We start from the raw sequence: 13,357 nt of genomic DNA on the forward strand, positions 1-13,357 counted from the left end.
CGAGCCACCCTAAGGCCCCGGCACAGGCGCCCCGCCGGGCTCCCGGCACGGATGACGTGGCACAAAACACGAGGCGCCCCGTCCGGCACGGCCGTAAGCTCGCGGACATGCAGGTCATCCAGTCCACGAAGCTCGCCAACGTCTGCTACGAAATCCGTGGCCCGGTGCTCGATGAGGCGATGCGGCTGGAGGCGGCGGGCCACCGCATCCTCAAGCTGAACACCGGCAACCCGGCCGCGTTCGGGTTCGAGTGCCCGCCCGCCATCCTCGAGGACATGCTGCGCAACCTCGGCGAGTCGCACGGCTACGGGGACGCGAAGGGGCTGCTGTCGGCGCGGCGGGCGGTGATGAGCCACTACGAGACGAAGGGCATTCCGCTCTCCGTCGAGGACATCTACCTCGGCAACGGCGTCTCGGAGCTGATCCAGATGGCCATGCAGGCGCTGCTGGACGACGGCGACGAGGTCCTCGTGCCGGCGCCGGACTATCCGCTGTGGACGGCCTCCGTGGCCCTCGCCGGCGGTACGGCCGTGCACTACCGGTGCGACGAGCAGGCCGACTGGATGCCGGACCTGGCCGACATCGAGCGCAGGATCACCGATCGGACCAAGGCGCTCGTGATCATCAACCCGAACAATCCGACGGGTGCGGTGTACGACGACGAGATGCTGCGCGGTCTCACGGAGATCGCCCGCCGGCACAATCTGGTGGTCTGCTCGGACGAGATCTACGACAAGATCCTCTACGACGGCACGACGCACACGCCGACCTCGGCGATCGCTCCGGACCTGCTGTGCCTCACCTTCAACGGCATGTCGAAGAACTACCGGGTCGCGGGCTACCGCAGCGGCTGGCTGGCGGTCTGCGGCCCGAAGGCGCACGCCTCGTCGTACGTCGAGGGTCTGACGATCCTGGCGAACATGCGGCTGTGCGCCAACATGCCCGCCCAGCACGCCATCGCCGCCGCCCTGCAGGGCCGGCAATCGATCGAGGCGCTGGTGGCGCCGGGCGGCCGGCTGCTGGAGCAGCGGGACACGGCGTACGAGCTGCTGACCCGGATCCCGGGTGTGACCTGCGTGAAGCCGAAGGGCGCGCTGTACCTGTTCCCGAGGCTCGACCCCTCCGTCTACAAGATCAAGGACGACCGGCAGATGGTCCTTGACCTGCTGCGGGCCGAGAAGATCATGGTCGTGCACGGTACGGGCTTCAACTGGCACGAGCCGGACCACTTCCGCATCGTGACGCTGCCGAACGCCAAGGACCTGGCGGACGCGGTGACCCGGATCGGGAACTTCCTCGACGGCTACGGCCAGCACTGACGCCCGGCCACCCTTTTTGGGATCGACTCAACTTTAGACAGAATCCAAGGTAGGATGGTCTCCTGTCGTAGAGCAGGAGGCCATCCCCCATGTACGAACCGATCCGCACCAAGTCGGTCCACCGGATGGCCGACGACGACCAGACCCGGTTCCCGCACCGCTCCCGTGAGGAGGAGCTGGACATCCAGCTCGCCGGGTACCTGTCCGCGCTCCTCGCCGTCACCGACGAGCTCGGCGACGACACCGCGGCCGAGCGCATCGCCCACCAGGTGGCGCGACTGCGCGGCGCCCCGCCGGCCCGGCACGCGGGCCTGAGCGGCGCGGACACCCCCGCCCTGCACCGCCGGGCCCACGCCCTCGCCGGGCGCGCCCTGGTCGTCGCGGCCTCCAGGGCCGACACGGCCGCCGCGATCCTGGCCGCCGAGCGCATGGACGCCCACACCGCCGCCCTCGGCGACAGCCGCCTCGTCGGCGCCCCCTGACGGCCCCGGTCCGCGCCCGCCACCAGCGCGCGGACCGGGTTGCCACCCACCACGCACGCCCACCACGCACCACCCGGCACGCACCACCACGCACCACCCGCGTCCCTGGTGCGCGGCGCCCCGCAGCGCGTACGCGTGTGCGCGAAGGCCCCCGGATACGCAAAGGCCCCCGGAGCGACGGCGTTGTCGCTCCGGGGGCCGTTCACCGCGGCCGGCCCGGGATGACTCCACAGGTCAGGGCGATGTCGTGCGGACCGGCCACGGGGTCCGGGTGGCCCGGTCAGCCCAGGCGGGAGACCAGCGCGCGGTACTCGTCCCACAGCTCCTTCGGCGTGTGGTCACCGAACGTGTTGAGGTGCTCGGGGATCAGCGCGGCCTCCTCGCGCCACACCTCGGTGTCGACCTTGAGCAGCAACTCCAGGTCCTCCTCCGGCAGCTCCAGACCGTCGGTGTCCAGGGCTTCCCGGGTCGGCAGGACGCCGATCGGGGTCTCGACGCCCTCGGCCCTGCCCTCCAGGCGCTCCACGATCCACTTCAGGACGCGGCTGTTCTCGCCGAAGCCCGGCCAGACGAACGAGCCCGCCTCGTTCTTGCGGAACCAGTTCACGTAGTAGATCTTCGGCAGCTTGGACGGGTCGGCGTCCTTGCCGACCTTGATCCAGTGCGCCATGTAGTCGCCCATGTTGTAGCCGCAGAACGGCAGCATGGCGAACGGGTCGCGGCGCAGCTCGCCGACCTTGCCCTCGGCGGCGGCGGTCTTCTCGCTGGCCACGTTGGCGCCGAGGAAGACCCCGTGCTGCCAGTCGAACGACTCGGTCACCAGCGGGACCGCCGTGGCGCGGCGGCCGCCGAACAGGATCGCCGAGATCGGCACGCCCTTCGGGTCCTCCCACTCGGGCGCCACGATCGGGCACTGCGACGCGGGCACCGTGAAGCGGGCGTTGGGGTGGGCGGCGGGCGTCTCGGACGCGGGCGTCCAGTCGTTGCCCTTCCAGTCCGTCAGGTGGTCGGGCGCCTTCTCGGTCATGCCCTCCCACCAGACGTCGCCGTCGTCGGTGAGCGCGACGTTGGTGAAGACGGCGTTGCCCCAGAGGGTCTTCATGGCGTTGGCGTTGGTGTGCTCGCCGGTGCCCGGCGCGACACCGAAGAAGCCGGCCTCCGGGTTGATCGCGTACAGCCGACCGTCCTCGCCGAACCGCATCCACGCGATGTCGTCGCCGATCGTCTCGACGGTCCAGCCCGAGATGGTCGGCTCCAGCATCGCGAGGTTGGTCTTGCCGCACGCGGACGGGAAGGCGGCGGCCACGTACTTCGCCTCGCCCTGCGGCGGGGTCAGCTTGAGGATGAGCATGTGCTCGGCGAGCCAGCCCTCGTCGCGCGCCATGACGGACGCGATGCGCAGGGCGTAGCACTTCTTGCCGAGCAGGGCGTTGCCGCCGTAGCCGGAGCCGTACGACCAGATCTCGCGCGACTCGGGGAAGTGCGAGATGTACTTGGTGGTGTTGCAGGGCCACGGCACGTCGGCCTGGCCCTCGGCGAGCGGGGCGCCGAGCGTGTGGACGGCCTTGACGAAGAAGCCGTCGGAGCCGAGTTCGTCCAGGACGTCCCGGCCCATGCGGGTCATGGTGCGCATGGAGACCGCGACGTACGCGGAGTCGGTGATCTCGACGCCGATCGCGGAGAGCGGCGAGCCGACGGGGCCCATGCAGAAGGGGACGACGTACATCGTCCGGCCCTTCATGGAGCCGCGGAAGACGCCGTTCTCCCCGGTGAAGATCTCCCGCATCTCGGCGGGGGCCTTCCAGTGGTTCGTGGGGCCCGCGTCCTCCTCCTTCTCGGAGCAGATGAAGGTGCGGTCCTCGACACGTGCCACGTCGGACGGGTCGGAGGCCGCGTAGTAGGAGTTCGGGCGCAGGGTCGGGTCCAGCTTCTTGAACGTGCCCTTGGCCACGAGCTCCTCGCACAGGCGCTCGTACTCGGCCTCGGAACCGTCACACCAGACGACGTTGTCCGGCTGCGTGATCGCTGCGATCTCGTCGACCCAGGTGATCAGGGCCTGGTGCTCGGTGGGGGCAGTGGTGCTGGGAGCCGCGTTGTCGCGCGCCACGGTTGCTCCTTTTTGAGGGGTTTTGTGGTTGTTGCCCCGTGGGGGCTGCGACCCGGACGCTGCCTGTGTGCTCATCCGGTGCCGACCGCACTCATTTGATCATCCGACGGGATTGCGCATATGTCCAGAGGGCTTCTCACGTGAGCATGGCCACTCGTATCCCGTGACTTACGGGTGCGTAGGTAGCATTCCGTCATGACTGTGCCCGCGTCCGAAGCGACCGAGACCGTGACCGAGATAGCTCCGCAACCGCTCAAGCCACGGCTGCGCGGGTGGCTCCACGCGGGCATGTTCCCCGCCGCGCTGATCGCGGGCATCGTGCTGACCGTGCTCGCGGACTCCACCCGCGGCCGGATCGCGTGCGGCATCTACGCGCTCACCGCCTGCCTGCTCTTCGGCGTGAGCGCCCTGTACCACCGGGGCGCCTGGGGCCCGCGCGCCACGGCGGTCCTCCGGAGGCTCGACCACGCGAACATCTTCCTCATCATCGCGGGTACCTATACCCCTCTGACGCTGCTCCTCCTCCCCGACTCCACCGGGCGGGTGCTGCTGTGGGCGGTCTGGGCGGCCGCGGCGGCCGGGATCGCGTTCCGGGTGTTCTGGGTCGGCGCGCCCCGCTGGCTGTACACCCCGTGCTACATCGCGATGGGCTGGGCGGCCGTCTTCTTCCTGCCGGACTTCCTGCGCACGGGCGGTATCGCGGTCCTCGTCCTGGTGATCGTCGGCGGCCTGCTCTACAGCGTGGGCGGGGTCGTGTACGGCCTCAAGCGGCCCAACCCGTCACCGCGCTGGTTCGGCTTCCACGAGGTGTTCCACTCGCTGACGCTCGCCGCGTTCGTCGTCCACTACATCGGCATCTCGCTCGTCGCGTACCAGCACTCATGAGCCGCTCATGAGCCCCCGAACCGAGCCGAGCCGCTGAACACCATGGGCCTGCGCGGACGCAAGAAGCTCAAGACCCGTGTCGCCATCCGCCGCGCCACCTACCGGCTCGTCGAGGAGCAGGGGTACGAGGCGACCACCATCGAGCAGATCGCGCAGGCCGCCGAGGTCTCGCCCAGCACGGTCGTGCGGTACTTCCCCACGAAGGAGGACATCGTCCTCACCGACGAGTACGACGCGCTGATGGAGTCGGCCCTGCGCGCCCGGCCCCCGGGGGAGGAACCGCTGGAGTCCCTGCGGATCGTCGTCACGGAGGCCGTACGCGGGCTCCTCGCCACCGAGCCCGAGGAGCTGGCGCAGCGGGCCCGGCTCGTGGCGGAGGTCCCGGCCGTGCGCGCCCGGATGACCGAGACGATGTCGGAGACCTCGGTGCTGCTGGCCCGCGTCCTCGCCGACCGTACCGGGCGGGCCCAGGACGACCTGGCCGTACGGGTCTTCACGGCGGCCGTCACGGGCGCGATGCGCGAGGTGACCCTGTACTGGGCCGAACGCGGCCGGCGCGACGACGTCGTCGCGCTCATGAACACCGCGCTGGACACCCTCAGGGGCGGCCTGCGGATCTGAGGGCCGGCGGGTCAGCCCCCGAAGCGGAGCTTGTACCGCGCCTTGCCCTCGGGGAACTCGTCCAGCGTCCCGCCACCCCAGTCGAGGTTGAAGTACGCCTGGTACCTCGCGTCCCGGACCAGCTCTGCCATCCGGTCGATGAAGTAGGGCGAGTCGCCTCCGCCCGCGTAGGAGTCGCCCTTCCGGTAGAGGCCCCACTCCGGGTACGACACCGGCTTGTCGTGCGCGGCGGCGAACGCCTTGAAGTCGTTCACGCCCATCCTGGTGGTGAGGGTGTGGTTCCACCGCTCGGCGGGCGTGGCGCCCGGGTGCTGCCACCACACGTCGTAGATGTTCAGCCCCACGATGTCGACGTACGCGTCGCCGGGGTACAGCGTCTCGAACGACGTGACCTTGCCGGCGGCTCCGACGGCCATGTTGTAGTCGAACTGGAAGGCCGCGCCGGCACGCGCGCGCATGAGGGTGACGACGCGACGGAACATCGCCCGATAGGCGGCCGGGTCGTCGGTCCCCTGCCAGGGCCCGATGATCCTGTTGTTGCCCTCGTATCCGAGGCGGACGACGGAATCGCCCAGACCGTTCTCGATCATCATGTCGGCCAGGTCCTGGAACTGCCGGTCGTACCTGCCGCTGAGCCCGTCCGCGAAGTTTCCGCCCTTGGGCAGCAGCGGCAGTCCGAGCACGAACCGCCGACCGGCTTCCGCCCGCTTCCAGTCACCCCAGTACGTCATCGCGTACTGATTCCACTGGGTGTTCTCGGACGGGTCCACATAATCGGTCGCGGCGACCGGCGACCGGCCGAGCCAGGTCTGGAAGTCGTTCACCACGGCCGTCTTCCCCGGGCCCACGTAGACGCCCAGGGGAGGGGAGGTGACGGCACCCGCGGACGGTGCGGCCATGAATCCGAGGATAACGGCCGCCATCGCCGGGATCGTCGCCAGCTTTCGTCTCATGCTCACCCCTCTTGACCGGTCGCCGCGGTCCTGTGCGGCGCGGCCATTCTTCGAGGGACCCGCGCCTGCTGGCAATGAGAGATCGCTACTAGCCTTCCGCGTAGCGCCCAGAGATCTCGGGGCCTCCCCGGCGATCGCATCCGGTTCGCGGCCACTATCCGGCCTCGTGGAGGCCCTCGGCCGCATGGCGCATCTCACAGGACGACGGAAGGGCCGGCCCCGTGAACCGGGCCGGCCCTTCCGCGCGCGCTACCCGGCGGCTAGGGGCGCTGGGCGGGCTTGCCCGCCTTGACGTCGCCCTTGCCGCAGGCGGTGCCGTCCCTGTCCGGGTCGAGGCGCAGCGGGTCGTCCTCGCCGTTGACCTTGAGCGGCCCGTAGCCGTGGGCGGCCAGCCAGTCGCAGCGGGCACGCGTGGTGGGCTTCACCGGCTCGGGGAACGCGGTCGGCACGCACACGTCGGCCGTGCCGTAGTGCCGGTCGCACCCGGAGATCGTCGTGCTCACCGGCGCGGACGTCCGCTGGGGCCGCGGCTTCTTCGGGGCCTGGGCGAGCTCCCCGGCGAAGTCGTGGACGTGCGGGGCGGGCGCGTCGAGAGCGGTGGGGCCGCTCACATGGACCCACTCCGCGACCGACGGCACCCCGCCCGCGTCGACGCCGAACAGCATGTACCAGCCGGGCGGCGCGATGTTCGGGTTGCTGGTCACGTTCAGGTCGATGGTCCGGTCGTCGATCACGGTCATCGGCAGGTCCACGAACCGCTGGTTGGGGTCCGAGGAGTGGGTGACCGCAGCCGGACGGATCAGTTCGGCCTTCACGAGGGGCCGGTCCACCGTGATCCGCTGGGTGTCGCCGTACTTCCAGCGGTTGTCGATCACCGAGGTGATCTGCGGACGCGCCCCCTTGAACAGGTACGGCGGCGTGTACACGGACACCTTGTCGGTGAACGAGCCGTCGCCCGGGTTGTCGCCGACCGACATCACCCGGCCGTCGGGCAGCAGGAACGACGCCGAGTGGTAGCCGCGGTCGGCCGGGTCGGTGGCCATGCCCGGCTGCCAGCTGTCGGTGGCCGGGTCGAACATGGACGCCTCGTAGACGGGATCGGCCCGGTTGTGCAGGGCGCCGCCCGTCTCGAAGACCTTCCCGTCGGGCAGCAGCACCGCGGAGACGTACATCTTGCCCTGCGCGCCGGTCTGCGGCGCCCGGGGCGCCCCGCCCACGGACTGGGTGCCCTGCGGCAGCAGCGGCCCCGGCTTGTAGGACGGGTCGGGCTGCTTGAGGTCGATGATGTCGGTGAGCCGGTTGGCGTCCGGGTTGGTCTCGTTGTTGCCGCCTCCGATGGTCAGGACGCGCTGGTCCTGGGCCGGCGGCAGCAGCACGCTCGCCGACTGGTCCCGCTCGTCCTTGTTCTGGAGACCGGGGACGTCGGTGACGGTGTTGGCCCCGTAGTCGTAGATCGAGGCGCCGGTGCCGGGGGTGCCGTTGCCGAAGACATGGCTGCCGGAGTAGAACAGCCGGCCGTCCTGCATGAGGATCATCGACGGGTACAGGCCCCAGTACGACCAGGTCTGGTTGACCTCGCCGAGCGGCAGCCACTTGTTCTGCGCGGCCGACCACCTCTCGGCGGTGACCGAGCCGGTGGAGTCCTCCCGGAGCCCGCCGAACGAGATCACGTCACCGTTGCCGAGGACGGTCGCCGACGGGTACCAGTGGCCGTCGTTCATGTCGTTGGTGCGGGTGTAGGTCTCGGTCTCCGGGTCGAACAGGTACGAGTCCTTGTAGCCCTGGTAGCCGATCTTCCCGTCGTCGGACGGGTAGCCCTTGTTGCCGCCCATGATCAGCACCTTGCCGTCGGCGAGCTGCACATGGCCGGAGCAGAACAGGTCGATGGGCGTACGGATCCGCTTGAACGAACCGTCGGCGGGGTTGTACACGGCGGTCTCGAACGTACCCGCGGCGAACTGCTCGGGGTCGTTGCCCGAGCCGGCCACCAGCAGCACTTTCCCGGTCCTGAGGACGACCGCGTGCATGGACCGGACCGGGTTCTGGAACGGCAGCACCTCCCAGGCGCCCTCCGTGCACGCCTTGCCGGCCGTGCACGCCTCCCCCGCCGCCGGCAGCGTCGCGTCCTCCATCGTGTAGTCGTCGGTGGTGAGCGTGCCCGTGCCGTACAGGGAGACACCCCAGCTGATCTGGTCGGTGCCCGGTGGTACGGGCGGGGTGCGCACCTCGGCCCGCCGGTAGCCGGCGCTCATCGGCGGCGTCATCACATCGGTCCAGTACACCCAGCCCTGCCGGGCGTCCCGGCGGAACAGCGTCACCGCGATGTCGGGGCTGGTCGACTTGTACCAGACGGACAGGTCGTACTGATGACCCGGCGTCACGTTGGGGGCGCAGGACGGCGTCTCGTACATCATGGCCTTGTGGTCGCCGTCCGCCCTGCGGGTCAGCGTCAGCTCCATGGCCTTCCCACCGCTGTGCGCGTCATCGGTGAGACGGAAGGCGTGGTCGTTGTCGCCCCAGCCGTAGATGTCCCAGCAGCGCGGCGTGCCCTCCGGCTTGAGGGTTTCGAACCCCGGGTTGACCAGCAGGTTCACCCCGGCCTCGGCCCGTTCGGCGGTGGTGAGCGACAGGCCGCCGCTTATCAGCGCGAGGAGGGCGGTGCCGGCGATCGCTCGCCGCCACCGGGTGCGTACGCGCCGGTGTCGTGGTTGTGGTGTCACGGTGCGGGCCTCCTCTTGCGTGGACGTGGTACGTAGATCAGGGCCTGCGTCGCGGCGAAGCGCAGGACGAACGTCGCGACGAGTGCGAGGGCGGTGGCGGGCACGGCGGTCATGCCGAGGTACGCCACGAGCAGCGCGATCAGCGGTATGCGCAGCAGCAGATCGGCGTTGGCGAGCAGCGCGAACCGGGTCCAGCGGTCCGCCCAGTGGCGGTGCCCGCGTTCGCGGTGGAAGAGCAGCGCCTCGGTGAGCAGCAGGTTCCAGGTGACGCCGAACTGGTTGGCGATGATCTCCGCAGGCAGGTAGTGCAGCCCGGCGCCGGTCAGCAGGTACAGGGCGGCCAGGTTGGGCAGGAACCCGGTCAGTCCGATCAGCCCGAAGACGACCATCCGGGACATGGCGGAGCCGGTGCGCAGGCCCGCGAGGTGCTGCAGGAACCTGAGCCCTTCGCGGGGTGAGGACTTCGACAGGCCGGTGAACCGCTCCTGGAACGCGAACGGGACCTCGGCGACGCCCGTGATGGACTCCGGGCGGCGGCGGACCGCCAGTTCCAGCAGGATCTTGTAGCCGAGGGGCCGCAGCCCGTCCGCCTCGACGGCCGCCCTGCGGACGGCGAAGAAGCCGCTCATCGGGTCGCTGACCCCGCCCAGGCGGCGCGGGAACAGGGCCTTGGTGAGCAGCGTCGACACGCGGGACACGAGGACGCGGTAGCCGCCCGCGAGTCCGGCGCGGCTGCCGCCCCTGGCGTAGCGGCTGGCGACGACCAGGTCGGCGCCGGTGCCCTCGCCCCGGGCGATCAGCTCGGGGATCAGCTCGGGCGGGTGCTGGAGGTCGCCGTCCATGACGACGACCCAGTCGGCCGCGGCGGCCCGCAGGCCCTCCACGACGGCGCCGCCGAGCCCGCCGACGGGTTCGTCGCGGTGGATGAGCGTGACGGGAAACGGGAAGTCGGGGGCGGCCTCGCGGACGATGTCGGGGGTGTCGTCGGTGGAGTCGTCCACGAAGACCACCTCGTACGGCAGGTGGCCGACGGTGGACGCGGCGAGCCGGCCCAGCAGCTCGCGTACGTTGCCGGCCTCGTTGAAGGTCGGCACGACGACGGTGACGGCGGCCGGCGCGGCGACATGGAGGTCGCTCTCCCGGATGAGGGGGCTGGTCACCGGGCGTCACCGCCGGTCCGGTCGGGGACCGTGCGGCGGATCTCGACGCGCTGCTCGCCCTCGCCGAACGTGGCGACGGGTTCGGAGTGCTCCAGCACGTCGGCCACGGTGGGCAGGTCCTTCGCGTCACGGCGGACGGTGGGGGTGGAGACGATGTAGTCGATGTCGCGCCAGCCGTCGTCCAGGACCCTGGACACGGCCGGGTCGAGGTCGGCCTTGTAGAACCAGATGGCGCCGGTGCCGGGCCGGTAGCCCTGGTGGACGAGGTCCATCCAGAGGGAGTCGTCGACGAGGACGCGCTTGCTCGCCGGGTCGGTGACGTTCCCCGCGGCCGGGTCGAGCCAGGCGGCGGCCGCGCGGAACCGGGCGTTGGGGTCGTCGGTCATGGCGGCGCGCGTGCCCTCGTACCAGTGCGGCACGGTGTACGCGGCGCCCGCGAGCAGCAGGGCGCCGAACAGGGGCACGGCCACGCCCCGGTGCAGCCGCCGCTGGAGCAGGCCCCAGACGGACGCGGCGACGGCGGCCAGGCACAGGGCCAGGAACGGCAGCGCCTGGATGATGTACATGTCGGGCAGATAGCCGGAGGTGCGGAACGCGGCGACGGAGCCGAGCAGCACGACGACGAACGCGGGCCCGGCCGTCGCCCGTGCCGTCACCGACCAGCGGTAGGTGGCCGCGAGGAGCAGCGCGGCGGCCAGTCCGGCGAGCGGCAGCACCCGGTCGTAGTACAGCCAGGAGTCGAGGACCTTGTTGGCGCCGCTGCCGTCGGTGAAGATCGACCCGGAGCCGGGCCGCGACAGCTGGTAGACGACGCCGTCCCAGAGCGACACATGCCCCCTGCCGGGCAGGAGTTCATTGTTGAGCAGCGCGAACAGCGGGTACAGCAGGCCGATCAGTACGCAGGAGGTCAGCGCCCCGGTCACGGCGAACTTACGGGTGGCGCGGTGGCTGTGCCGCCACATCGTGAACAGCAGCGCGGGCAGCGCCAGCAGCATCGTCTCCTTCGACAGCACGGCGACGGCCGCGCAGATACCGGCCGCGAAGTGGTGCCACAGATGACGGCTGGGCGAGGCGGCGAGCACGAACGCACCGATGATCCAGGCGACGGCGATGTTGTCGAGGAAGATCTGCCGGTGCAGTTCGACGGCGAGCGGCGACAGCCCGAACAGGACGACGGCGAGGGCGGCGGTCCAGCGCGGCAGCGCGAGGCGGCGCGCCAGGACGTACAGCAGGGCGGCGGTGACGAGCGTGATGCTCAGCATCACCGAGCGCACGGCGCCCACGGTCATCGCCTCGGGTGCGAGGAGAGCGGGCAGCCAGCTCAGCAGGGCTATCTGTATCCAGCCGAGCGGCGGATGGTCGTACCAGTACTCGTAGTGGGCGAGGCCCTCGCCCTGCTGCACGGCCCACGCCTGGGCGAGGTAGGTGCCCTCGTCGTCGCTGAACGACGGGAAGCCAGAGATGTTGACCGCCTGGACGACGGCGATGACCAGGAGGAGCGCCAGGCACAGGAGCTGGTCGGGGTGGGAGGAGCGGAACCGGAACGGCGCGGGTGCGGCGCCCACGACGATGGTGGGCCGCCCGGCCGCGGCGACCGTGGCGGTGCCGCGGGGCGGGGTGAGGGTGGACGTCATGGGGTGGCTTCCTCCCGTACGAGGTGGGCGCCGACATGGCTGGTGAGCTCCCAGTCGCTGCGGCCGCGCTGCTCCCGCCACACCGCGCGGACGGCGGCGCCCGCCAGCAGCAGCTGGTAGAACGGCCCGCCCACGATGAGCTTCACGTAGTGGCCGAACCGGACCCGCAGCCCGTACTGCGTGCCGAAGTCGTGCAGCCCGACCACCTCGAAGACGAAGGTGACCAGGGCGGTGAGCATCGGCAGGAAGGTGACGACGGCGATCCCGATCGGTACGTCGAGGAACAGCGCGACCGCCACGTTGAGCGGGATGACGACGCCGGTGAACGCCTGCATGAACGGGGTCATCAGGGTGTAGCGGGCCAGCATCCGCTGCCCCAGCGTGGGCAGCCGCCGCCAGTCTCCCTTCCGGTAGACCTGCAGGAAGCCCTGGTTCCAGCGGGTGCGCTGCTTGAGGAGGGCCATCAGGGAGCCGGGCGTCTCCTCGCGGGTGACCATGTCGGCGTCGTAGGCGACGACGACCCGCTTGCCGGCCGACGACAGCCGGACGCCGAGGTCGCAGTCCTCGGCGAGGCAGTTCGGGTCCCAGCCGCCCGCGTCGCGCAGCACGTCCGTGCGGACGAAGACGGTGTTGCCGCCGAGCGGGATGAAGCCCTTGGCGGCGTGCAGGTGGAGGCGGCTGCGGAACCAGAAGAAGTACTCCAGGCAGTTGCGCAGCGCGTACCAGTTGGAGTGGAAGTTGATGAGCTGCACGCCGCCCTGGACGACGTCGGCGCCGGTGGAGGTGAAGGCGTGGTCGACATGGGCGAGCAGCTCGGGGTGGACCTGGTCCTCGGCGTCGAAGACGCCCACGATGTCGCCGCGGCAGTACGGCAGGGCCGTGTTCAGCGCCTTGGGCTTGTTCTTCGTCTCATGGGTGTCGACGACGACCCGCACCCGGTCGGGGTCGCGGGCCGCGGCCCGTTCGGCGACCTCGGCGGTCTCCGGATCGTCGTGCCCGACGATCACGATGATCTCGTAGTCGCGGTGGCCGGACTCCCTGAGCCGCTCGATCGTGTGCTCCAGGACGAGTTGCTCATGGCGGGCCGGCAGCAGGAGCGAGAACGACAGCCCCTGGGCGCCGCGCGGGCTCTCGAAACGGGTGGCGGCGAGCGTCTCCGGCGTCCGCCAGGCATGCATCTGCCACCAGAGCGTGAACGCGGCCATCCAGAACAGAGCCAGCGATATGGCAGCGATGAGCAGCGATAACAGCACGAAGTCCCCCCTCGGACCTGTCGCCGCGGCGGCGCCCGCACCCGGTCGAGCGCGTGGTCGTGCCCAGCCGCGGCACGGATCATTCCCCTGAGGCGGGGTCCGGGTCGTTCGCGGCAGGACCCCCCTGGCCGGTGACGCCTTCGAACGGCCTCCGCGCCCGCCTCCCCATGGCGGCCGGAAGTCCCCTCCTCGATCGATGAGAATAGAGGGAGATCGTGACAGT

The 13,357-nt window shown here is 70.5% G+C and carries 10 protein-coding genes; 4 read left to right on the forward strand and 6 right to left on the reverse strand.

Translation table 11 applies throughout. The annotated features are described in order from the left end of the window. The first annotated feature begins 107 nt into the window (after positions 1–107). Entirely contained in the window at positions 108–1,319 is a 1,212-nt protein-coding gene (locus ACGF5U_RS09275; protein WP_392712272.1) for a pyridoxal phosphate-dependent aminotransferase, read from the forward strand. Positions 1,320–1,408: 89 nt separating this feature from the next. Then, on the forward strand, positions 1,409–1,801 hold the full coding sequence (locus ACGF5U_RS09280; RefSeq protein WP_392712270.1) for a hypothetical protein: 393 nt from the start codon (positions 1,409–1,411) through the stop codon (positions 1,799–1,801). 280 nt (positions 1,802–2,081) lie between these two features. On the opposite strand, the gene ACGF5U_RS09285 is transcribed toward ACGF5U_RS09280, so the two are convergent. Further along, positions 2,082–3,908: a phosphoenolpyruvate carboxykinase (GTP) gene (locus ACGF5U_RS09285; RefSeq protein WP_392712269.1), complete on the reverse strand. Its 1,827-nt coding sequence runs from the start codon at positions 3,906–3,908 to the stop codon at positions 2,082–2,084. A gap of 195 nt (positions 3,909–4,103) precedes the next feature. On the opposite strand from ACGF5U_RS09285, the gene ACGF5U_RS09290 reads away from it, so the two are divergent. Together ACGF5U_RS09290 and ACGF5U_RS09295 are read left to right on the forward strand one after the other, a co-directional pair. After that, positions 4,104–4,793, forward strand: coding sequence for a hemolysin III family protein (locus tag ACGF5U_RS09290; RefSeq protein WP_392712268.1), 690 nt, complete (start codon positions 4,104–4,106; stop codon positions 4,791–4,793). 42 nt (positions 4,794–4,835) lie between these two features. Continuing rightward, the gene (locus tag ACGF5U_RS09295; protein WP_392712267.1) at positions 4,836–5,414 is read left to right on the forward strand and encodes a TetR/AcrR family transcriptional regulator; all 579 of its coding nucleotides are present in this window, start codon (positions 4,836–4,838) and stop codon (positions 5,412–5,414) included. Positions 5,415–5,425: 11 nt separating this feature from the next. Here ACGF5U_RS09295 and ACGF5U_RS09300 read toward each other — a convergent pair whose 3' ends face one another. From ACGF5U_RS09300 to ACGF5U_RS09320, 5 genes are all read right to left on the reverse strand, one after another. Further along, a complete protein-coding gene (locus tag ACGF5U_RS09300) occupies positions 5,426–6,367 on the reverse strand; it encodes a glycosyl hydrolase (protein ID WP_392818355.1) in 942 nt (313 codons plus the stop codon). Between the two features lie 260 nt (positions 6,368–6,627). Further along, positions 6,628–9,009 carry a galactose oxidase-like domain-containing protein gene (locus ACGF5U_RS09305; RefSeq protein ID WP_392712649.1) on the reverse strand — a complete coding sequence of 794 codons (2,382 nt, stop codon included), beginning with the start codon at positions 9,007–9,009 and terminating at the stop codon, positions 6,628–6,630. Positions 9,010–9,083: 74 nt separating this feature from the next. Further along, entirely contained in the window at positions 9,084–10,247 is a 1,164-nt protein-coding gene (locus ACGF5U_RS09310) for a glycosyltransferase (RefSeq protein ID WP_392712265.1), read from the reverse strand. Next, on the reverse strand, positions 10,244–11,881 hold the full coding sequence (locus tag ACGF5U_RS09315; protein WP_392712264.1) for an ArnT family glycosyltransferase: 1,638 nt from the start codon (positions 11,879–11,881) through the stop codon (positions 10,244–10,246). The genes ACGF5U_RS09310 and ACGF5U_RS09315 overlap by 4 nt, the downstream gene beginning before the upstream one ends. Further along, a complete protein-coding gene (locus tag ACGF5U_RS09320) occupies positions 11,878–13,086 on the reverse strand; it encodes a glycosyltransferase (protein ID WP_392712648.1) in 1,209 nt (402 codons plus the stop codon). Before ACGF5U_RS09320 ends, ACGF5U_RS09315 begins: the two co-directional genes overlap by 4 nt. Positions 13,087–13,357 lie beyond the last annotated feature (271 nt).

Source organism: Streptomyces sp. NPDC047886 (assembly GCF_043204435.1).
GTDB lineage: Bacteria > Actinomycetota > Actinomycetes > Streptomycetales > Streptomycetaceae > Streptomyces.

What these genes read in the sequence shown, in the direction of transcription:
- ACGF5U_RS09320 (WP_392712648.1), bottom strand. Translation starts at nt 13,086, where the DNA reads ATGGCCGCGTTCACGCTCTGGTGGCAGATGCATGCCTGGCGGACGCCG.
- ACGF5U_RS09300 (WP_392818355.1), bottom strand. Translation starts at nt 6,367, where the DNA reads ATGAGACGAAAGCTGGCGACGATCCCGGCGATGGCGGCCGTTATCCTC.
- ACGF5U_RS09315 (WP_392712264.1), bottom strand. Translation starts at nt 11,881, where the DNA reads ATGACGTCCACCCTCACCCCGCCCCGCGGCACCGCCACGGTCGCCGCG.
- ACGF5U_RS09280 (WP_392712270.1), top strand. Translation starts at nt 1,409, where the DNA reads ATGTACGAACCGATCCGCACCAAGTCGGTCCACCGGATGGCCGACGAC.
- ACGF5U_RS09295 (WP_392712267.1), top strand. Translation starts at nt 4,836, where the DNA reads ATGGGCCTGCGCGGACGCAAGAAGCTCAAGACCCGTGTCGCCATCCGC.
- ACGF5U_RS09290 (WP_392712268.1), top strand. Translation starts at nt 4,104, where the DNA reads ATGACTGTGCCCGCGTCCGAAGCGACCGAGACCGTGACCGAGATAGCT.
- ACGF5U_RS09275 (WP_392712272.1), top strand. Translation starts at nt 108, where the DNA reads ATGCAGGTCATCCAGTCCACGAAGCTCGCCAACGTCTGCTACGAAATC.